We start from the raw sequence: 21,101 nt of genomic DNA, 5'->3' as shown, positions 1-21,101 counted from the left end.
AACAGAACGGTCGTGAGCGTAGTCGACCCCGGCGACTAATGCGAGATCCGTTACATGTGCACACGAGTAAGCCTGCCCTTACCGAATGGGCCTACTTCCTCGGCGTTTACGGTGGTTACCGGCCGATAGCCCCGCGGGCCGGATTTTCTTGGTGTGACATTGATCACACCGGAAATCCGGCCCGCGCCCCAGGAAATAGGGCTGGGTCACAAAAGTGGATCGTACGATGGACACATAAGTTACCGGTGGGTAACTTACTGGGGGTTACGATACGAGCCAACCGGGGCGGCGCGCATGCCGCGCCCGTACAGCTCGTGTTGCCGCAAAGAAAGGTCGCGACATGAATGCCCTGACAGTGACGCTGGGCACGATCGGGGCGACGCTCAGCATCGTGTGCTGGGCGTCGTTCTTGGGCGGCGTCAGGAACATCGCGCGCACCATCATGATCGGGCAGAGCGCGCCGGACCGCTGGCGGCCGTTCTTCCCGCGCTTCAAGCAGATGGTCATCGAGTTCCTCGCTCATACGCGGATGAACAAGTTCCGTACGGTCGGCTGGGCGCACTGGCTCGTCATGATCGGCTTCATGGGCGGCGCCATCCTCTGGTTCGAAGCCTACGGCCAGACCTTCGACCCGTCGTTCCACTGGCCGATCATCGGCAACCTGGCGATCTACCACCTGTGGGACGAGATCCTCGGCATCGGCACCGTCGTCGGCATCACGGCGCTGATCATCATCCGCCAGCTCAACCACCCGCGGGTGCCCGAGCGCCTGTCGCGATTCAGCGGCTCCAAGTTCGCCCCGGCCTACGTCATCGAGACCATCGTGCTCCTCGAGGGCCTCGGCATGATCTTCGTCAAGGCCGGCAAGATCGCGACCTACCACCACTCCAACACCGCGACCGACTTCTTCACCATGCAGGTGGCCAAGCTGCTGCCCGCCAGCCCGGTGATGGTGTCGATCTTCGCGTTCATCAAGCTCATGTCGGGTATGGCCTTCCTCTACCTGGTCGGCCGCAATATCACCTGGGGCGTGGCCTGGCACCGCTTCTCGGCCTTCCCGAACATCTACTTCAAGCGCGAGGACGACGGCGACGTGGCCCTCGGCGCCGCCAAGCCGATGATGTCCAAGGGCCGCGCCCTGGACATGGACAACGTCGACCCCGACACCGACACCCTCGGCGCGGGCAAGATCGAGGACTTCTCCTGGAAGGGCATCCTCGACTTCACCACCTGCACCGAGTGCGGGCGCTGCCAGTCCCAATGCCCCGCCTGGAACACCGGTAAGCCGCTCTCGCCCAAGCTGCTCATCATGTCGCTGCGCGACCACGGCTACGCCAAGGCGCCCTACCTGCTGGCCGGCGGCCGCAAGGACATGGGCGGCGACGAGATCGGCCTGGTCGACGCCGACGGCAAGCCCGACGAGGCCGCGCTGGCCAAGATCCCCGAGGCCGCGCGCGCCGAGGCCGAGCGCCCGCTGGTCGGCGGTGAGGACGCGCACGGCATCATCGACCCCGAGGTGCTGTGGAGCTGCACCACCTGCGGCGCCTGCGTGGAGCAGTGCCCGGTGGACATCGAGCACGTCGACCACATCATCGACATGCGCCGCTACCAGGTGCTGATCGAATCGGAGTTCCCCTCCGAGCTGGCCGGCCTGTTCAAGAACCTGGAGAACAAGGGCAACCCCTGGGGCCAGAACGCCAAGGACCGCCTGAACTGGATCAACGAGCTGGACTTCCAGATCCCGGTCTTCGGCAAGGACGCCGACAGCTTCGACGGCTACGAATACCTGTTCTGGGTCGGCTGCGCCGGCGCCTACGAGGACCGCGCGAAGAAGACCACCAAGGCGGTCGCCGAACTGCTGGCCACCGCGGGCGTGAAGTTCATGGTGCTCGGCCAGGAGGAGACCTGCACCGGCGACTCGGCGCGCCGCGCGGGCAACGAGTTCCTGTTCCAGCAGCTGGCCATGCAGAACATCGAGCTGCTGAACTCGGTGTTCGAGGGCGTCGAAGAGCGCAAGAAGAAGATCGTCGTCACCTGCGCGCACTGCTTCAACGCGCTCAATAACGAGTACCCGCAGGTCGGCGGCACCTACGAGGTGGTGCACCACACCCAGCTGCTGAACCGCCTGGTGCGGCAGAAGAAGCTGGTGCCGGTGGCCTCGGTGTCGCAGAACGTCACCTACCACGACCCCTGCTACCTGGGCCGCCACAACAAGATCTACAACGCCCCGCGTGAGCTGATGGAGGCGTCGGGCTCCAAGCTGGTCGAAATGCCGCGTCACGGCGAACGGTCCATGTGCTGTGGCGCCGGTGGTGCGCGTATGTGGATGGAGGAGCAGCTCGGCAAGCGCATCAACGTCGACCGTGTGGACGAGGGCCTCGGTGCGCTCACCGAGTCGGCCAACGGCTCCGGCCCCGGCAAGATCGCGACCGGCTGCCCGTTCTGCCGCGTGATGCTCACCGACGGTGTGACCGCGCGCCAGGAGAAGGGCGAGGGCGAGGGCGTCGAGGTCGTCGACGTCGCGCAGCTCATGCTCGACGCCATCGACCGCGTCGACGCCGGTGTGCTGACCGAGAACCTGACCGTCATCCAGGAGCCCAAGGCCGAGCCGGAACCCGAACCGGAACCCGAGCCCGTCGCCGAGGCGGCCCCCGCGGCCGCGAAGGCGGCGCCGAAGGGCGGCGGCCTGGCGATGAAGGGCGCGAAGGCGCCCGGCGGTGGCGGTCTCGCCATGAAGGGTGCGAAGGCGCCCGGTGGCGGTGGACTCGGCATGAAGGGCGCGGCCAAGGCGCCCGGTGCCAAGGCCGACGCGCCGGCCGCCGAGGAGAAGCCGGCCGCCAAGGGTCTCGCCATGAAGGGCCCCGCGAAGGCGCCCGGCAAGGGTCTGGGCATGAAGGGCGCCGCCAAGGCGCCGGGTGCCAAGGCTGCTGCCGACGCTCCCGCCGCGGAAGCCGAAGCACCTGCCGCTCCGCCCGTGAAGGGGCTGGGGATGAAGGGTGCGGCCAAGGCACCCGGCAAGGGTCTCGGCATGAAGGGCGCCGCCAAGGCGCCCGGTGCGAAAGCCCCTGCGGCCCCGGCCGAGTCGGCTTCCGAAGCTCCGGCCGAGGCGACCGAGTCCAAGCCTTCGGTGCCCGCCAAGGGGCTGGCGATGAAGTCCGGGTTCAAGCGACCCGGCCCCAAGGCGCCGGGCGGCGCGACCCCGGCCACTGCGGAAGCGGCCGTCTCGGAGACGGCTGTTTCGGAACCGGCTGTCCCGGAGACGGCGGAGTCGGCGACGGCCGAATCCACGTCGGCGGCAACGGCTTCGGCTCCCACCGAAACCAAGCCGTCCATCCCGGCCAAGGGACTCGCCATGAAGTCGGGCTTCAAGCGTCCCGGCCCGAAGGCCCCAGGCGCTCCGGCCCCGGCTCCCGCTCCGGAGCCGACCCTGGCCACCGAGGAGCCCGAGGCGGTCGCCGAACCGGAACCCACCCCGGAGCCGGAGCAGCCCACCAACGGCACCGGCCACGACGCCAACGGCACCTCCGGCAACGGCGCGGGCACCATCGCCCCACCCACCGCCAAACCCGGCGCTCTCGGCTTCAAGTCGGGCGCGAAGGCGCCGGGCCGCAAGAGCTAGGCACGTGAGAGTGGCCCGGATCCCTATGGATCCGGGCCATTTTCGTTGAGTCGAGGGCTCGACCAGGGACCCCTGAACGCGCCGGTAGCGGGCGATCAGCTCACCCACCGACGCGCGGACGCCCGGCAGCACAGGGGTGCTGCCGGGCGGCGTTTCGGTCTTTACGCCCGCGTCGGCTGCGGGCGGGTGAGGTGGGCGTAGCGGGTGCGGTGGTGGTCGGCGGTGCCGTGTTCGCGTTCGAGGGCGGTGAGGCGTTTGAAGTAGTGGCCGATGGCCAGTTCTTCGGTCATGCCCATGGCGCCGTGCAGTTGGACGGCGTTCTGGCCGACGAAGCGGGCCGCGCGGGAGATGGTGGCCTTGGCGGCGGAGACGGCGCGGGCGCGGGCGGGTGGGGCGGCCGTGAGGGCGTGGGCGGCGAGGTGGGCCGCGGCCACGGACTGTTCCAGCTCGATGTACATGTCGACCATGCGGTGCTGGAGCACCTGGAAGCTGCCGATGGGCACGCCGAACTGATGCCGCTGCTTGGCGTATTCGACGGTGTCGGACAACACCTTCCGCAGGCAGCCGACTGCCTCGGCGCAGATCGCGGCGGTGGCGGCATCCACGGCGGCCGAGATCGTCTCCCCCGCTTCGCCTTCCGCGCCGAGCAGCGCGTCGGCGGGCAGGCGGCAGCCGGTGAACTCGAGGTCGGCGGCGGCGCGGTCGTCGATGGTGCGGTACGGGTGCACTCGCACACCCTCCGGCGGGGCGGAGGCATCGAATTCGGTGAGGAACAACGAGATTCCCGCATCATCCAGTCGCCCACCGGAGGTGCGCGCCGAGACGACGAGGTGCGTCGCGGCGGGCACGCCCACCACCACGACCTTCGCGCCGTCGATCACCCACGACTCCCCGTCGCGCCGCGCCGAGGTACCGACGTGCAATGGCACGGCACCCGAGTCCGCTTCCAGCGAAGCGAACGCGACCCGCGCCTTCCCGAGCACGATGTCCCGCAACACAGCTGACGCGCGTTCCCCACCGGCGCCGGCCAGAAGGCCGCCGCCGAGTACCACGGTATCCACGAAAGGTTCCACGACCAGCGCACGCCCCAATTCCTCGGCGATGACCATGGTTTCGATCGGACCGCCCCCATCGCCGCCGACGCCCTCGGGCAGCGCGGCGCCGAGGATACCCAGCTCCTCGGCGAATCCGCGCCACACGTCCGGCTGCCACCCGGCGGCCGATTTCGCCGCGGCGCGGCTGGATTCCAGGTCGTATTTCGCGCCGAGGTACCCGGCGACGGAGTCGCGGAGGAGCTGCTGCTCCTCGGTGAGTGTGAAGTCCATCAGAGCCCCAATGCTGCCTTGGCGAGAATGTTCCGCTGAATTTCGTTGCTGCCCGCGTAGATCGAGCCCGCGCGATCGTTGAAGTACCGCAGCGGCGCGACCGCCTGCCAGTCCGCCCCGCTGTGGTAGCCGTCGGCGGGCGGGGTGTAGTCGGCGACGGGACCGCCGGGCGCCGTGGCGTGCGGCTGGTAGGCCCGGCCGAGCGGCCCGGCCGCGTCCAGCGCGAGTTCGGTGAGCTGCTGGCTCAATTCGGTGGCGAGAATCTTCAGCAGCGAGGACGCGGGACCCGGGTCGCGCCCCTGCGCCATCGCGGAAATGGTCCGGTACTCCAGGACTTCCAGGACCTCGGTGCGAATCCTGGCGTCCGCCAACCGGTTCGCGAACAGCGGATCGTCGATCAAGGCGTTGCCGTCCGGACCGGGCTGCGCGGCCGCCGCCTCGGCGATGTCCTGCGCCATCACCTGCAACCACGGGGCCGCCGCGCCGCCGCGCTCGTGCACCAGCAGGTACTTCGCGACAGTCCAGCCCTCGTCGACCCGGCCGAGCACGTTCGCCTTCGGCACCCGCACGTTGTCGAAGAACACCTGGTTCTGCACCTGCTCACCCGAAGTCATGACCAGCGGCCGGATTTCGATGCCGGGCGCGGTCATGTCGATGAGCAGGAAGGTGATGCCCTGCTGCTTCTTGCCGGTCTTGGCGGTGCGCACCAGGCAGAAGATCCAGTTGGCCTCGGTGGCGTGCGTGGTCCAGATCTTGCTGCCGGTGCAGACGAAATCGTCGCCGTCGTCCACGGCCGCCATGGTGAGCGAGGCGAGGTCCGATCCGGCCTCCGGCTCCGAATAGCCTTGGCAGAAGAACACTTCCCCGGTCAGGATGCGCGGCAGGTAGAACGCCTTCTGTTCGGGGGTGCCGAAGGCGATGATGGCGGGCGCGACCATCCGGATGCCCATCGGCGAGAGCGGGGGCGCGCCCGCGAGGGTGAGTTCGCGGTGGAAGATGTAGTGCTGGGTGAGGCTCCAGTCGCAGCCGCCGTGCTCGACGGGCCAGTGCGGCGCCGCCCACCCGCGCTCGTGCAGGATGTGCTGCCACTCCATGCTGGCCTCGTGGTCGGGGTAGACGCTCGTCGCCGAGCGCCCGGCCCGCCGCAACTCCGGCGTGAGCTTCGCGTCGAGGAACGCCCGCACCTCGTCCCGGAAGGCCAGATCGGCCGCTGACCAGTCGTAATCCATCTGTCCTCCCGGCGGTGATGCCACGGCGCACAACAATTGGCCACCGGCCAATACGCCCCCAATGTAGGCCCATCGGGGTCCGGAAATCAAACTGACGCCACCCGCCCTCAGTTTTCCGCGCCAGCCGGGCGCGACACGGTGCCGCCATCCCTGCCGACAGCCCGGGGACGGGCGCGGCACCACGCGCCGCACCGCACGCGCGTATGATCGGCACGGTGACCACTCATCCCGAGCAAAGATTGGGGGTCCCGTTCGTGCCAGGTGAGTGCTGATGGGCACTCGATTCACGAACAGGGACGATTCCCGCCTCGCCTTCTGGCTGCGCGTGCGCGAGTACGCCGTGCCGCCCACGATGATCGAAACCGCGACCGCCCGGCGTCATGCCGGTGATTGGGTTGGTGCTTGTGCCGCAGCGGGTTTCGATACCGATATCAATCCACGTGCCGTAGCTCGCGTCCACGGCACCGAGACCGCCGCCCAGCTCCGGGCCGACTTGCGCCATCTCGCACCCGATCTGCTGCGATGGCACCTCCCCCGCGTCGCACCCGACGGATTGCTGCGTCCCGGCCTGACCATCGCCCTGGCGCGATACGGTCCACCGGACTTGGGAAAGCATTGCGGTGCAGTCTATTTGGTGGCCCGCACTGCACCGGCGTGGGCCGATGCCGGGCAACGGATCACGCTCGCGCTGTGGGACGGATCCGACACCGGACCGCATCCGCACCCGCGCCCCAACCGGCGCTTCCGCCTGGATCTCCACCGCCACCTGTGGGATGCGCGGAGAACCAGTGAGCTTCGAATACGTTCCGGGGCAGACAAATTCGAAGTTCTCACTGGGCCGTATTCAGTGTCGGAAAACCTCGCCGGGAAGACCGCCGACCTCCCCGAAGGCTGCGCCATCCACACCTGGGCGTCCGAAGCGGAAATCCTGCTGCGCGCCGAGGGCCGCCCGAAGGGCCTCGTCCGGGTGCGGTTCGGCGCGCGGCGCGAGGTGGTGGCCGAGGTTTCGGACGACAAGGCGTTGCGGATCGCAGATCCCCCGCGCGGCACCGTATCCGGACTCCCACTCCTCCCCGACGCGTCGGTCTGGACACCGCCCGATCTGGAATTGCTCCGCGCCGGTGCGATAACGGCCGACCGCCTGCATCCGCTGATCGCCGAGGCGCTCGCACCGGATCGCACGCCGATCACGACAGCCCCTCCGGATCGAACCGACCGGGTGAAGCTCGTGGAATGCCGAGGCGAACAGCACCGAATCGGCCTGTCCGAGGGCGTGCTGACCGCGCTCGATCACGATCCCGCCGAAATCCGTCGCGAAGAACTGCTCGCCGCCCTGACCGGCGCTCCCCTGCCCTGCCTACGCGCCATCGACCGAGCCCACCGTCACCCGGACTGCCTCACCGGCGTCCGGGAACGCCTCGACCACGGCGACACCGCGGGCGCGCTGGCAGTGGTCGAGGGCCTGCTCGGACCCGATGCCGTGCTGCGCGACGGCCCGTTGCGCGACGAACTGGAACTCGCCGCGCAACGGCGGATCACCTACGGACTGTTCAAGGCCGGGCTCATCGCAGCCGGCCCCACCCGCGTGCGGCCCGATGCGCGCCGCCGCGACCGTCGCGCGCATCCGCGCCACGCGACCACGCGCTGACGCGCACTCCCCAATTCCTCTACACCACAAGGTGATTCCCACATGACGAATACCGCCCTCCGTGAACGCGCCCAACTCGACGTCGCCGGCGAACTGCTCGGCTTGCTCGGCGCGGTGTCCACCGAACCCCGCCCGGACAATCAACTCGAAGCGCTCACGCTGGCCGTGGCGGCCGACCTGCCCGTACTCCTGTGGGGCGAACCGGGGATCGGCAAGACCGCGGCCCTCACCCAGCTCGCGGCGTCCCTGGAACTGCCGCTGACCACGGTGATCGCGAGTGTGCACGAGCCCTCGGACTTCGCCGGCCTGCCCGTGCTCGGCGACGACCCCGCCGAACAGGGCGTCCCGATGGCCCCGCCCGATTGGGCGGTCCGCCTCGTGCGCGCCGGCCGGGGCCTGCTGTTCCTGGACGAACTGTCCACGGCGCCGCCCGCCGTCCAGGCCGCGCTGCTGCGCCTCGTGCTGGAACGGCGGATCGGCGCGCTGCGGCTGCCGCCCGAGGTCCGGATCGTGGCCGCCGCCAACCCGCGCGCGTCGGCGGCCGACGGCTGGGAGTTGAGCCCGCCGCTGGCCAACAGGTTCGTGCACCTGCACTGGGCGCACGACCACGAGGTGGTGGTGCGCGGGCTGGGCGGCACCTGGCCGCGCGCGATCATGCCCCGGCTCGATCCCGAAAAGCTTACGGAAGCAGTAGCTTTCGCTCGTCAGGCGGTGTGCGGTCTGCTCGGCGGCCGACCCGCCCTCGTGCACCAGCTCCCCACCACCGAGACGCGCCGGGGCGGTGCGTGGCCGTCGCCGCGCAGCTGGGATATGACGGTGCGGCTGCTCGCGTTCGCGACCGCGGCGGGCTCGTCCCGGGACGTGCTGTCGCTGCTGGTCCGGGGCTCCGTGGGCGACGGTCCCGGTTTCGAATTGCTGGCCCACATCGATCGGATGGATCTCCCCGACCCCGAAACGCTGCTCGCCGATCCGGACGCCGCCGACCTGCCCGAACGCGGCGACCTGCGGCTGGCCGCGCTCGATGCCGTGGTGGCGGCGGTCCGGCGGCGGCCGGAACGGGCTCGCTGGGACGCGGCCTGGGCGCTGCTGGTCAAGGCGGTGGAGACCGGTGCGCCGGATCTGGTGGTCGTCCCCGCGACCACGCTCGCCACGCTGCGCCGCGAGGGCTGGGACGTGCCCGCGTCGATCGAACAGCTCGCCGGGATGGTGTCGATGTCCCGGGAGGCGGACCGCGTCGCCGCGCAGGTGCGCCGATGACCCTCGACAAACTCTTCACGGCCCGCCTGCACGCTGCCCGCGCGCGGCCCTACCTGGCGACCGCGCTGTACGCGCTGCACCTCGTGGAATCGCGACAGGTGCCCACGATGGGCGTGGACCGGTACTGGCGCTGCTACTTCTCCCCCGCCTTCGTAAATCGCACGCCCGTAGCGGATTTGGCGTCGGTGCTGGTGCACGAGGTGTCGCACCTGCTGCGCGATCATCACGGCCGCAGCGACCGCTACGCCCGCGCGCACAACCTGACCGGGCCCGCCGAGCACCTGCGGATGAACATCGCCGCCGACGCCGAGATCAACGACGACGCGTTCGGCGACGGGTTGGTGTGTCCCGAGGGCGCCGTCCTGCCCGCGGACCTCGGGCTGCCCGCGGGCGAACTCATGGAGGACTACCTGCGGCAGTTCCGCCTCGGCCCGCACACCGAGAACGCGGCCTGGCTCGACTGCGGCAGCGGCGCCGACGGCCTCGACCGCGACTGGGACCTGGGCCCCGACGGCGCGCACGGGCTCACCGATCAGGAGCGCGATGCCGTGAGATTCCGGGTGGCGCAAGGCATCGTCGGCCGTCCGGGGAACGCCTCGCGGGGCTGGCGGCGCTGGGCCGAGGAGGCGCTGCACCCGCCGCAGCCGTGGCGGGAACTGCTCGGTGCCGCCATGCGCGCGGCGGCCACCGCACCCGGCGCCGGCGACTACAGCTATGGTCGCCCGGCGCGACGCTCGGCCGCGGTGCCCGGCGCCGTGCTGCCGAGTCTGCGGCGCACACCACCCCGCGTCAGCGTGGTCATCGACACCTCGGGATCGGTCAGCGACGCCGAATTGGGCAGTGCGCTACTGGAAGTGGCGGCGATCGCCCGAGCCGTGGGCGGCCGGCGCGACCTCGTCACCGTTGTGTCCTGCGATACTGCGGCACGGATCGCGCACCCGCTGTGCCGCGCCGAAGGGATACCCCTGATCGGCGGCGGCGGAACGGATCTGCGCTCCGGCATCGCGAAATCCATTCGCGGACAATCCCACCCGGACGTCCTCGTCGTCCTGACCGACGGCCAGACACCCTGGCCACTCAACCCGCCGGGGTGCCGCACCGTGGTCGGCCTCTTCCGCCGATCCCGGACCTCCTACGACCCCGCCTACGTGCCGGACCAACCACCGGATTGGGCGCGGGTCGTGCAGATCGGATAGCTGAGGAGTCCCGCCGAGTGTTCTCAGGACCACCCGCGTGGGCGGTCGCGCGGCCACTCCGCTGGTTCGAGCCGCACACGCTCACCGGTGCGGAACCGAGAAGTGTTGCGTGTCAACACTACTGAACCTCTCGACACGCCGACGCGGCGTGCGTCGGAGCTCGAATCCGTCTAGCGTTGATGGCCGATGCTTCGGCTGACAGGGGGAGACGGGAGCGTTGAAGTATTTTCCGGAGTCGGGATTCGCGGCCAGGCGGGGCAGCCCAGCAGAACCAACCCGCGCGACTGGCTCGTCTGGCATTTCACGCACGTCGACAACCTGCCGGGAACGGCGGACTCGACTGGGCCGACGTCAAGCCTCGGTTGATCGCGGCGTTCGCCGAACGTACGGGCCTGGAAGTCGTCCTGTTCACACCGTCCGATCGGCCTCGAACTCTGGACGCGCCGTCCGATGTCCCGATGACCTGGGGGCGAGCGCTCGTGCTCCAGTTGCTCCGTTCCTATGCCGCGAAACGGCGATCCCTGGAACTGCGCGACGGGCCCGACGGCGCGTCGCATCTGGAGATTCAGAAACTCATGTACTTCGCGAATCAGGTGGAGCCCGCGCTGGGGCTGAAGTTCGCTCCGGCACGCTACGGCCCCTACAGCGAGACGATCCGCCATTTGCTACAAGATATGGAAGGTGCCTTCACGACAGGACTCGGAGACGGGACGGCGCGCACGCTGGACAACAATCCGATCTCGCTGACCGCGGACGGCTCGCGCGCCCTGAACGAATTTCCGGCGTCGGAGCGCGGGGCGCGCGTTACGGAAGCCTGCGACGCGGTGCTGAGAATCGTTGAGGGTTTCGAAGGCCCTTATGGTGTCGAATTGTTGGCCAGCGCACACTGGGTCGTGACCAACCAGGACGCGCACGAGAAGAGAGCAGCGGCCGAGGCGGTACGGGGGTGGACGGAGCGCAAGGGACGAATCTTCACCGACGCGCATGTCGAAGCGGCGCTCGAGCAGCTGGCGGAGCGGATCATGCCGCGGGCGTAGCAGTCGGCACCGCATCGATAGCCGCGAACTCGACGGACTCCGCCAGTTGGTCCAGATTCGTCTCGCCACGGTGGACAAGAACGAAAGGTGTTCCGACCTCGCGGTTTTCGGTCCGGTTGGTTGATGGGAGACACAGCGCGGTCAGCAGTCCTCGAAGAAGGCTTTCACGTAGGCCGCGGATTGGTAGAGGTAGTCGTAGGCCCAGCGGGGTGGGGACAGGTTCGGTTGCGGGTCTACGAAGAGAAGTTCGCCGTCCCAGCACTTTTCGAAGATGTAGCGGGCGCGGGAGATGTGCGGGGTGAAGGTGACGACGATGACGCGGGTCCAGCCTTCGGCGCGGGCGCGGCGGGCGAGTTCGCGGCCTTCGCCGCGCGTGGTGCGCGGGTCGGGGTCGAAGCAGATCACCTCGACGCGGTAACCGCCGTGGCAGATGCGGTTCATCACCGAGCTGTACTCGTACGGGTTGGAGAACAGCACGCGCGGCGCATACCCCTCCCGCGCCAGCCGCAACCCCAGCGCCTCGCGTCCATCGTGCGCCCCACCCAACACCAGAATCGCGTCGGCGGCCGCGGGCACATCCACCCGCGGCCGCACATACACCGGCCACAGCGCCGCCACCCCCACAGCCACCACCACCGCGAGCCCGATCACACTGCGAACCATCAACCGCCCTGGCACACGCCAAACTCTATGCCGACGTGAGCCACAACCTGGGCAGCGGCAAAGACTGCCGATCGTGGGTCGGTCGGGGGCGGTTCGCGCAGTTCAGAAGCGTGCGCCCGGCGCTGTTGCCGCTTGTACACCCAATGTTGCCTCGACTCTTGCCTCGCTGACGTGGCGCGGCCACGCACGGGGCATACCAATCGATCATGCGATGCACTGTCTTCGGAACCGGGTACCTCGGGGCTACGCACGCGGCGTGCATGGCCGAGCTCGGGCATGACGTGATCGGGGTGGATGTCGATCCGGGCAAGGTGGCGAAGCTGTCGGACGGCGTGGTGCCGTTCTACGAGCCCGGGCTCGAGGATGTGCTGCGGCGCAATCTCGACGCGGGCCGGCTGCGTTTCACCACGTCCTACGCCGAGGCGGCCGCGCACGCGGATGTGCACTTCCTCGGGGTCGGCACGCCGCAGAAGAAGGGCGAGTACGCCGCCGACCTGAAGTACGTGCACGCCGTGGTGGACACGCTGGCGCCGATGCTGGAACGCCCGTCGGTGCTGATCGGCAAGTCGACCGTCCCGGTCGGCACGGCCGCCGCACTGGGCGAGCGGGCCCGCGCGCTCACCGCCGCCGAGGTGGAGGTGGCGTGGAATCCCGAGTTCCTGCGCGAGGGCTTCGCCGTGCAGGACACCCTGCGCCCCGACCGCCTGGTGCTCGGCGTCGACGACGCGCGCGAGAGCGCCGGGTGGGTCGAGGATCTGGTGCGCGAGATCTACGCCGACCTGCTCGACGCGCAGGTCCCGTTCCTGCGCACCGACCTGGCCACCGCCGAACTGGTGAAGGTGTCGGCGAATGCCTTTCTGGCGACGAAGATCTCGTTCATCAACGCGGTCTCTGAGGTGTGCGAGGCGACGGGCGCGGACGTGACGGTGCTGGCCGACGCGCTCGGCTACGACGCGCGCATCGGCCGCCGATTCCTCAACGCGGGACTGGGTTTCGGCGGCGGCTGCCTGCCCAAGGACATCCGCGCGTTCATGGCGCGCTCCGGCGAACTCGGCGCCGATCACGCGGTGGCGTTCCTGCGCGAGGTCGACAACATCAACATGCGCCGCCGCACCAAGGTGGTAGACATGGCCGCGAAGGCCTGCGGCGGTTCGCTGCTCGGCGCGAACGTCGCGGTGCTGGGCGCGGCGTTCAAACCGGAATCCGACGATGTGCGCGACTCGCCCGCGCTGAACGTGGCGGGCATGATCCAGCTGCACGGCGCGGTCGTCACCGTGTACGACCCGAAGGCACTGGAGAATTCGCGCCGGGTGTTCCCGACCCTGAACTACGCGACCTCGGTGGCCGAGGCGTGCGACCGCGCCGACGTGGTGCTGGTGCTGACCGAATGGGACGAGTTCACGGCGCTGCGACCTGCGGATCTGGACGGGGTGGTGCGTGAACGATCCATCATCGACGGACGAAACTGTCTCAATCGTGCCACCTGGAGAGGGGCGGGATGGGTGTACGCCGGACTCGGTACACCGTAGAGTTGCCTGGCGAGGCCTCCTCCGCCTGCCTCGTGTGCGACCCAGCGTCGCCGGTAGGGTCCCGGGAGCGGATCGCGTCCCACGGCGCGAACCCTTGTCGTGAAGCGTGGAACGAGATGGGCAGCTGATGAGTTCGGTACTGGGAGTTTCGGTGGGGGCCGGCGCTGTCCGCTTGGCGCGCCCGCACGCCGGTATCCAGCCGGGTCATGTCACGCCCGACGCGTTCGACTTGCACACCGTACCCGTCGACGAGCAGCGCGCGGAGGAATTGGCCGCCGAGGCCGTCGGCGTGACGCTCGCCACTCCACCGGGCATCGCGGCCACCGCGATCGCCTACCGCAGCGAGCAGCAGGCGCACGGGGTGCGCGCGGCGATGGCTCGCCAGCAGGTCACCAATTACGAACTGGTGCCCGAGATCTTCGCCGCGCTCGAATTCGCCCAGGCCACCGGCGATATCCGCGGCATCTCCTCGCTGGTCGTCTACGACCTGGGCGCCACCGGGCTCTCGGTCAGCGTGGTCGACGCCCAGACCAAGCAGGTCCGCCACACCGAACGCACCAGCGATATCAGCGGTGACTACCTGGATTCGCTGATCCGCGAACAGCAGATCGCCTCGGGCCGGATCGCGCACCCGCAGGACCCGGCGGGTCTGGCGGCGCTGGACGCGCTGTGCCGGGAGGCGAAGGAACAGCTCTCGTCCAATACCGCGGTCGCGCTGCCCAGCGAGCAAGGCCTGGTGCTGCTGGCGCAGGAGAACTTCGAGTCGCTGATCATGCTGGCGGTGGAGTCGTCGGCGCGGATGGCGCGCGACGTGATCTCCCGCTCCGGCCACCCCGTGCACGGCGTGCTCGCCATCGGCGGCTGCGCGCGAATTCCGTTGATCGGCAAGGTACTCGAGCGCTGGATGGGTGTGCCGGTGATCGTGCCGGAGAGCCCGGAGACGGTGATCGCGCGCGGCGCGGCGCTGCTGGCCCGGCCGGTGCGCCCAGCCGCCCCGGTCCCGGCCTCGGCGCCCGCGCCGTCCCAGGCCCCGGCGGAGGATTTCACCGACGACGACCTGTCGCCCGCGTGGCTCTCGGCCCCGCCCAAGCGCAAGCAGAAGCGCCGCCCCCAGCCGGACCCGGACTTCGACGATATCGACGGGCTGGCCGACGACTGGCTGGCCGCCACGCCGCGCCGCCGCAAGAAGCGCGAACTCAACGCCGCGGTGCTCACCGTGAGCGCGCTGGTGGTGGTGGCCGCGATCGGCATCGGTCTCGGCTACGGACCCCAAGTGCTGGAACGGGATTCGCGCTCGAGCGAACTACCCCCTTCGGCCACCCCCACCAGCGCGCCCCGCACCACCACCTTCGATCCCCAGATCGCGGTCGCGCCCGCCACCACCACCGAGACCGAGACCGAGTCGGTGGCCGCGCCGCCCCCGCGCCGCCAGACCAGCGAGCCCCCGGCGCCGACCCAGGGGCCCAACACGTTCGTCGTGCCGGGCCTGCCCCCGATTGTCGTCCCGACGATCCCGCCGGAGCTCATTCCCCCGCTCCCGCCCCCGCCGGGCTGACGAGCCAGGGCGAATCACCAGCGCTGACAACGTAATCCGGCATGCCACGGACAGGCTATCAGCGGAACCGGACCTGACCACCCCGCGCGGATCGGCTACCCCAACTGGTCCGCCGAACGCGCGGTCTGCGGTCGTGGCGTGCGCTGCGCAACCGGGAAGTCGTCGAACCCCTCGGCAGCTACCTCGATCTCACGGCCGGGGCCTACGACGTGACCATCCCGCAGACAATCGAGTCAGCGGCCACCACGATCCGTCGGCCGGGGTCCACGACGTGACCATCCCGCAGGTAATCGAGTCAGCGACTACCTCGATACCTCGGCCGGGCTCCACCGAGAGTAAGGCGTGCGCTGCGCGGCAGCCGCCAAGGACGCGGGCGCGCCCCAACCCTCAGCCGCGCGCGTGCCGCCCGTGCCGGGGCGCGCTCACTTCCGTCTTCTGCCCGAAGGGGCGGGCGAGCAGGACGGCGATGCCGGTGGTCAGCGGCACCGACAGCGCCAATGCGATGCCGCCGACGGCCGAGCGGGCGATCTCGATGGCGACCGCGTCGCCGACCAGCACGTCGCGGATCGAGCGGCCCGCGACGCTGAACAGCAGCAGCAGCGGCAGCGCGCCACCGGCGTAGGCGAGCACCAGGGTGTAGACGGTGCTGGCGATGTGGTCGCGCCCGACGCGCATGGCGGCGGCGAAAACCTCACGGCGGGAAGCGCCTTCGTCGAGCGCCGCGAGTTCGAACGCCGCCGACGCCTGCGTGATGGTCACGTCGTTGAGCACACCGAGCGAGCCGATGATGAACCCGGCCAGCAGCAGTCCGGTGATGCTGACGTGCTGGATGTAGGTGGCGACGTTGGTGTTCTGTTCCTCCGACAGACCGGTGAGGTGGGTGATCTCGATCGAGATCCAGGAGAGCACTGCCGCCAGCGCCATCGAGGCGAGCGTGCCCAGCAGGGCCGAACTGGTGCGCAGGTTCACCCCGTGCGCCAGATACAGCACCGCGTAGAGGATGAGCGAGCCCGCCACCAGCGCGACCGGGATCGCGGGCTTGCCGTCCAGCAGCGCGGGCAGCAGGAACACCACCAGCACCCCGAACGCGAATCCGAGCCCGATCAGCGCCTTCAGGCCGCGCCACCGCGCCACCGCGATGATCACCACCACGAACGCGATCACGATGAGCGCCAACGGGAATCCGCGCGCGTAGTCGTCGAACGAGTACAGCGGCGTGCCGTTGGGGTCGGTCTGGCGCACGATGCGGATGTGGTCGCCGGCCCGCAGGTCGGGCTGGCCGGGGCCGGGCGCGATCTCGAACAGCGTCTTGTTGCCCTGGTGCGGTCCGGAGTCGATGGTGATGAGGCTGCGCTGACAGGTGTAGGCGTCGTTGCGCGGCGCCTCGGGTTTGTCGGCGAACACCTTGCCGATGGAGGGGCTGCCGCAGGGCCCGACGTCCTGGGCCACCACGGTGCCGGCCTCGGTCTCCACCGCCCCGCCCCCCGCGTTCTGCATGGGCAGCGGAATCTCGACGTGCTGGGCGCTGGGCCACAGGATGATGGTCGCGATCACGGTGATGACCCCGATGACGGTGAGCAGCCCGATCACGACACGGGTGGCCGTGGCGCCGATCTGGATCGGCTCCGAATGATCGTGATGGTGGTGATGGTGGTCGCTCACCGGGCTCCTACTTCCGTCGTGTCCCCCGGACGGGAAACGTGCGCGGTGCCGAGCTTAAAGGATTTCGTTTTCAAGTTCGGCGGGCCCCGAACTCACACCGAGCCCCGGCAGACCCACCGGCTCGGCATTCGAGCCCGCGGTTCTCCCACGTCGAGCTGTTCTGGACTCCCGAGACCGGCGGAAGAACGCGGCGCCATGCGCAAGCTGATCTACGGCATGAACCTGGCCCTGGACGGCTACGTCTCCGCGCCCGACGGCGACCTCAACCGGAGCGACCCGAGCGACGAACTATTCGAATGGTGGCTCGAGCGAGAGCGGCCGATCGGCCTGTTCCTGTACGGCCGCAAGCTGTGGGAGATCATGAGTTCCCACTGGCCGACCGGCGATCAACAGCCCGATGCCGCCCGGCATGAACATCCGCGGTGATGCGCTCGATACCGGTCAGGCCGCGAAATGCCGCTTGCGTCCTGCCATATCCCTCGGTGTCACTTCGAGCCCTCCGCCATGGCCGAAATCGAATCCCGAACGGCCTTATTCAATCTGCGGAAACTGGCGCCGTCCCCGGATGCAACGCAGGAGCGGCGCCGGCGATACGATACGCTTCATGGCGATCGATGATCACCGGGGGTGTTCTTGTCGCAATCGCGGGGTGGGCAGTTCGTTGCCGTACCAGCTGAAGTCACCGACGCCGTGCGCTGTATCCAGCTGTCAGGGCAAGGATCTGGTGAGCGGGCTCCGCGCCATGGACTCCTACGTCAACGCTCGTTCGAAAGAAGATGATAGTGGCACCGATCAACAATTCAACGCTCCTCTTCATCTTCTACTTCATCATCGTCGTGCACGTTTTCGATTCGGTGAAACATCTATGGTCCGCGAGGACTCGCGAGACGGTTCAGGACGATTCCGCCACGGACGGGCCAACCAGCGTAGTTCACACCAAGAACATGCACCGGCTTACCGCCCTCTGGTCGATCGTCCTCTGCCTGCTTTGCCTTCCGTGGGTGGCATATTTGAACTACATAATCAGCGAGGAGGATCGTCGCATACCACTTCCCGTCCTCATCTTCATGGCAATCTATGTCATCGGATTGGGCGTCATCGGACCGCTCGGCAAGAAACTCATCAACGAGCAGTAGCGCCGACCTGGCCGCCACAACTCACCTCGATCAGACGACAGACTCGGTCACCGCCATCCCACCCCGCACCGATGCACTCGCCCGCCCCGCAGAGCGCCCTCCGCGGCCGACCGACGAGCCGACCCGAACGAACGAGACGACTGGAAGGGCGGCACCGCACACGGCACCACACCCCGGCAAACGCAACAACTGATCACGCACGAACATGGGGGACTCGCCGCGAACGGGCTAACTCCGAACCCCCGGCCGCGTACACAACTCACCCCGCACCTGAATCAGGCCAAAAAACGCGGAGAGACGGGGGAGGGGGCGGCGGAGAGCAGGGGGATGTCTCCGCCGCCCGCGGGCCGACGCCCAGGGGGGTAGGCGGCCGGAACCCGAGGCCAGGTTGCCCAGGGGGGGTAGGCAACCCGACCGGGCACTAGAAGTGCCGAGAGCCACTGTACACAAAAGCTCCACTTTTGCGCTAGTCGGTCTTCAAAACTCGCTCGTATCCATACATTCGGTATGTTTCAGGGGTCGAACCGGGGCGATTCCGGCGTTTGCACCCGAGACGCGCGTCACTGCCGGTAGCTCGCCAGGAAGTTGCCGAACCGCTCGATCGCCACCGCGAGGTCTCGCGCCCACGGCAGCGTCACGATCCGCAGGTGGTCGTGGTGTGGCCAGTTGAAGCCGGTGCCCTGCACCATGAGGATCTTCTCCTGGAGCAGCAGATCCAGGATCAGCTTCGAGTCGTCGTGGATCTCGTAGACGTTCGGGTCGAGGCGCGGGAACGCGTACAGCGCGCCTTTCGGCTTCACGCACGAGACGCCCGGGATCATGTTCAGCCGCTCCCACGCCACATCGCGCTGTTCGAGCAGTCTGCCGCCGGGCAGGATCAGGTCCTCGATGCTCTGATGCCCGCCGAGCGCCACCTGGATCGCGTGCTGCGCGGGCACGTTCGGGCACAGCCGCGAGGAGGCGAGCAGGTCGATGCCCTCCAGGAAGCCGGCCGCGTGCTCCTTCGGCCCGGTGATGGCGAGCCACCCCGACCGGTACCCCGCCACTCGGTACGCCTTGGACAGTCCGTTGAACGTGAGACACAGCAGGTCGGGCGCGAGCGAGGCCAGCGAGATGTGCTTGGCGTCGTCGTAGAGGATCTTGTCGTAGATCTCGTCGGCCAGCAGCAGCAGTTGATGCTTGCGCGCCAGATCGACCAGCTGCTGCAACACCTCGGCCGAGTAGACCGCGCCCGTCGGGTTGTTCGGGTTGATCACCAGCAGCGCCTTGGTGCGCTCGGTGATCTTCGACTCGATATCGGCGATATCGGGCTGCCAGCCGTTGGACTCGTCGCACAGGTAGTGCACAGGGGTGCCGCCGGCCAGACTCGTCATGGCCGTCCACAGCGGGTAGTCCGGCGCGGGGATGAGCACCTCGTCGCCGTTGTCCAGCAGCGCCTGCATGGTGATGGTGATCAGCTCGGAGACGCCGTTGCCCAGGTAGACGCTGTCCACGTCGAGCTCGGGGAATCCGGGCACCAGCTCGTAGCGGGTGACGATCGCGCGCCGCGCCGACAGGATGCCCTTGGATTCGGAGTAGCCCTGCGCGTACGGCAGCGCGGCGATGATGTCGCGCATGATCACGTCGGGCGCCTCGAAACCGAACGGCGCCGGGTTGCCGATGTTCAGCTTGAGGATGCGGTGGCCCTCGGCCTCCAACCGTGCCGCGTGCGCGTGTACCGGTCCACGGATCTCGTAGACGACGTTCTGCAGTTTCGTGGACTGCTCGAAAACGCGCGGCGGGCGATGCGGTAGCTGACTCGGACTCACCTGTCCCATGGTGCCATCCCCCCGCAATCACATTTCCCCTGATCCGGCACCGCGACCCTCAGGCCGGTCGCTCCCCCGGCGGGATGCCCTTGGCTGCGGTGGCGCCGCAGAACTCCTCGATGCGTTCGTCGAGCGCGCGCGCCTCGGTCGCGGCGCGGAAGGTGGGCGCGGCGATCCGCCTGCGCACGCCCGTCAAACGCTCCTCGAGCTGTTTGATGCGCTTGTCCTCGTCGAGCCCGAGCACCGGGTCCAGCGCCTCGGCCGCGCCGTCGAGACTGCCGTTGATCAGGTGCGCGGCCGCGCAGTCGACGCGGGCCAGCGCCTCCGCGCCGTAGGAGCGTTTCTCGGCGGGCCCGCCCGCGTAGAGCTCGATCGCGCGCCGAGTGGCCGCGAGGGCGGGTTCGGCGCGGCCGAGGTGGATGAAGGTGGCGCCCGCGTAGTACTGGGCCTTGGCGTCGGGGAAGCCGAACACGCCGCCCACCTCGTCGTGCAGGTCGTCGGTGGCGGCGCGGGCGCGCGCGTCGTCGGCGGCGCGCACGCAGCGTTCGGTGTCGTCGGCGCTGCCGATCTTGGACCAGATCCTGGCCTCGATATTGAACAGCCGCACCCGCGCGGTCGCCGATTCGGCGTACTCCTGGCCGCTCTGGGCCAGCAGCACCGCGCGGCGCGGGCGCTCCGACCAGTACTCGATGAGCGCGTGCATACCGCGCGTCCAGGCGCGCAACCCGTTGTGCCCGCACAGTTCGGCGTAGGCCCACGCGGCCCTGACCTGCTCGCCCGCGGCGTCGTAGTAGCCCAGGTCGGTGCTCGCGTTGGCGAGCAGACCGGAGAGGGTGCCGGCCAGCAGGTAGAGATGGCTGGTGTCGGCGGGACGCTGATGCCCCTCGAGCAACCGATAGACGCGACGCCGTACCCGCAGCATCTCCACCATCATCGGCACCGGTGGGATGTGCACGTAGTCGTTCGCGATGCGCATGACATCGGCGTCGAGCTGGTCCAGCGTGGTGGCGCCCACGTTGGTGCTCTCGGCCCGGCCCGCGTGCTCGCTTGCCTCGTGGGCAGCCGCCATGATCAGATCCCTCTCCGAAATCGCTGCTAACGCATCACCTCTCAACGCACCCGCGTCTATGAGAGCCAGAAGGTCGGCGTCGCTCGAATAATTGCCGCGCGCTCGGGACGAGCGCGCACCGGAACCGGGCGCGGCGCGCCCGTCGACCCGCGGTTGTTCGATCAGCTCCGCGAATCGCGCCCGCACCACGTCGTCGGACCTGGCCAGGGACGTGTCGAGCGCGGCCTGATTGACCGGGCGCGGATGGACCCGGTCACCGCCCGCCTCCCACTTCGACACCAGTCGTTCGTGCACGCCCAGATGCGCGGCGAACTCCCGGATACTCATCCTCTTGGCATCGCGAAGGGCACGGGTCTCCCTGCCTGACC

General features: G+C 69.0%; 15 protein-coding genes and 2 pseudogenes. 10 read left to right on the top strand and 7 right to left on the bottom strand.

The annotated features are described in order from the left end of the window. Positions 1-340: 340 nt before the first annotated feature. Positions 341-3,619: a (Fe-S)-binding protein gene (locus OHB21_RS09730; RefSeq protein ID WP_195125170.1), complete on the top strand. Its 3,279-nt coding sequence runs from the start codon at positions 341-343 to the stop codon at positions 3,617-3,619. Positions 3,620-3,780: 161 nt separating this feature from the next. On the opposite strand, the gene OHB21_RS09725 is transcribed toward OHB21_RS09730, so the two are convergent. The 3 genes from OHB21_RS09725 to OHB21_RS09715 all read right to left on the bottom strand — a co-directional run bounded on the left by OHB21_RS09725 (position 3,781) and on the right by OHB21_RS09715 (position 6,789). Continuing rightward, positions 3,781-4,944, bottom strand: coding sequence for an acyl-CoA dehydrogenase family protein (locus tag OHB21_RS09725; protein ID WP_195125169.1), 1,164 nt, complete (start codon positions 4,942-4,944; stop codon positions 3,781-3,783). Continuing rightward, complete coding sequence (locus OHB21_RS09720; RefSeq protein WP_195125168.1) at positions 4,944-6,173, bottom strand: acyl-CoA dehydrogenase family protein; 1,230 nt, start codon at positions 6,171-6,173, stop codon at positions 4,944-4,946. Before OHB21_RS09720 ends, OHB21_RS09725 begins: the two co-directional genes overlap by 1 nt. A gap of 223 nt (positions 6,174-6,396) precedes the next feature. Further along, entirely contained in the window at positions 6,397-6,789 is a 393-nt protein-coding gene (locus OHB21_RS09715; RefSeq protein ID WP_324192252.1) for a hypothetical protein, read from the bottom strand. 231 nt (positions 6,790-7,020) lie between these two features. On the opposite strand from OHB21_RS09715, the gene OHB21_RS09710 reads away from it, so the two are divergent. The 5 genes and pseudogenes from OHB21_RS09710 to OHB21_RS09690 all read left to right on the top strand — a co-directional run bounded on the left by OHB21_RS09710 (position 7,021) and on the right by OHB21_RS09690 (position 11,311). Further along, entirely contained in the window at positions 7,021-7,821 is an 801-nt protein-coding gene (locus OHB21_RS09710; RefSeq protein WP_324192251.1) for a hypothetical protein, read from the top strand. 42 nt (positions 7,822-7,863) lie between these two features. Continuing rightward, positions 7,864-9,078 (top strand): AAA family ATPase, encoded by a 1,215-nt coding sequence (locus OHB21_RS09705; protein ID WP_067503934.1) that lies wholly within the window; start codon positions 7,864-7,866, stop codon positions 9,076-9,078. Then, the gene (locus OHB21_RS09700) at positions 9,075-10,274 is read left to right on the top strand and encodes a vWA domain-containing protein (protein ID WP_195125167.1); all 1,200 of its coding nucleotides are present in this window, start codon (positions 9,075-9,077) and stop codon (positions 10,272-10,274) included. The genes OHB21_RS09705 and OHB21_RS09700 overlap by 4 nt, the downstream gene beginning before the upstream one ends. 217 nt (positions 10,275-10,491) lie before the next feature. Beyond that, positions 10,492-10,601: pseudogene (locus OHB21_RS09695) on the top strand (DUF4433 domain-containing protein); the annotation flags it as partial. Between the two features lie 35 nt (positions 10,602-10,636). Next, a complete protein-coding gene (locus OHB21_RS09690; RefSeq protein WP_195125166.1) occupies positions 10,637-11,311 on the top strand; it encodes a Panacea domain-containing protein in 675 nt (224 codons plus the stop codon). Between the two features lie 141 nt (positions 11,312-11,452). Here the strand turns inward: OHB21_RS09690 and OHB21_RS09685 are convergent, their stop codons facing one another. Further along, the gene (locus tag OHB21_RS09685) at positions 11,453-11,974 is read right to left on the bottom strand and encodes a YdcF family protein (protein ID WP_067503924.1); all 522 of its coding nucleotides are present in this window, start codon (positions 11,972-11,974) and stop codon (positions 11,453-11,455) included. A 206-nt stretch (positions 11,975-12,180) separates the two neighbouring features. On the opposite strand from OHB21_RS09685, the gene OHB21_RS09680 reads away from it, so the two are divergent. Together OHB21_RS09680 and OHB21_RS09675 are read left to right on the top strand one after the other, a co-directional pair. Further along, a complete protein-coding gene (locus tag OHB21_RS09680; RefSeq protein ID WP_067503920.1) occupies positions 12,181-13,503 on the top strand; it encodes a UDP-glucose dehydrogenase family protein in 1,323 nt (440 codons plus the stop codon). Between the two features lie 127 nt (positions 13,504-13,630). After that, complete coding sequence (locus tag OHB21_RS09675; RefSeq protein WP_067503917.1) at positions 13,631-15,058, top strand: Hsp70 family protein; 1,428 nt, start codon at positions 13,631-13,633, stop codon at positions 15,056-15,058. Between the two features lie 387 nt (positions 15,059-15,445). Here the strand turns inward: OHB21_RS09675 and OHB21_RS09670 are convergent, their stop codons facing one another. Then, entirely contained in the window at positions 15,446-16,720 is a 1,275-nt protein-coding gene (locus OHB21_RS09670; RefSeq protein ID WP_067503913.1) for a YibE/F family protein, read from the bottom strand. Between the two features lie 195 nt (positions 16,721-16,915). Between OHB21_RS09670 and OHB21_RS09665 the strand changes: the two are divergent. Together OHB21_RS09665 and OHB21_RS09660 are read left to right on the top strand one after the other, a co-directional pair. Further along, positions 16,916-17,134, top strand: a pseudogene (locus tag OHB21_RS09665) (dihydrofolate reductase family protein); the annotation flags it as partial. 368 nt (positions 17,135-17,502) lie between these two features. Further along, positions 17,503-17,856 carry a hypothetical protein gene (locus OHB21_RS09660; protein WP_147265891.1) on the top strand — a complete coding sequence of 118 codons (354 nt, stop codon included), beginning with the start codon at positions 17,503-17,505 and terminating at the stop codon, positions 17,854-17,856. Positions 17,857-18,416: 560 nt separating this feature from the next. Here OHB21_RS09660 and OHB21_RS09655 read toward each other — a convergent pair. After that, complete coding sequence (locus OHB21_RS09655; protein ID WP_067503908.1) at positions 18,417-19,673, bottom strand: pyridoxal phosphate-dependent aminotransferase; 1,257 nt, start codon at positions 19,671-19,673, stop codon at positions 18,417-18,419. Positions 19,674-19,722: 49 nt separating this feature from the next. Next, complete coding sequence (locus OHB21_RS09650; protein WP_084537344.1) at positions 19,723-21,060, bottom strand: helix-turn-helix domain-containing protein; 1,338 nt, start codon at positions 21,058-21,060, stop codon at positions 19,723-19,725. Positions 21,061-21,101 lie beyond the last annotated feature (41 nt).

This window comes from Nocardia puris, from assembly GCF_036051655.1.
In the GTDB taxonomy this organism is placed as follows: Bacteria; Actinomycetota; Actinomycetes; order Mycobacteriales; family Mycobacteriaceae; genus Nocardia; species Nocardia puris.
Note: the sequence above shows the minus strand (reverse complement) of the source record. Positions and strands in the feature narration are given on the sequence as shown.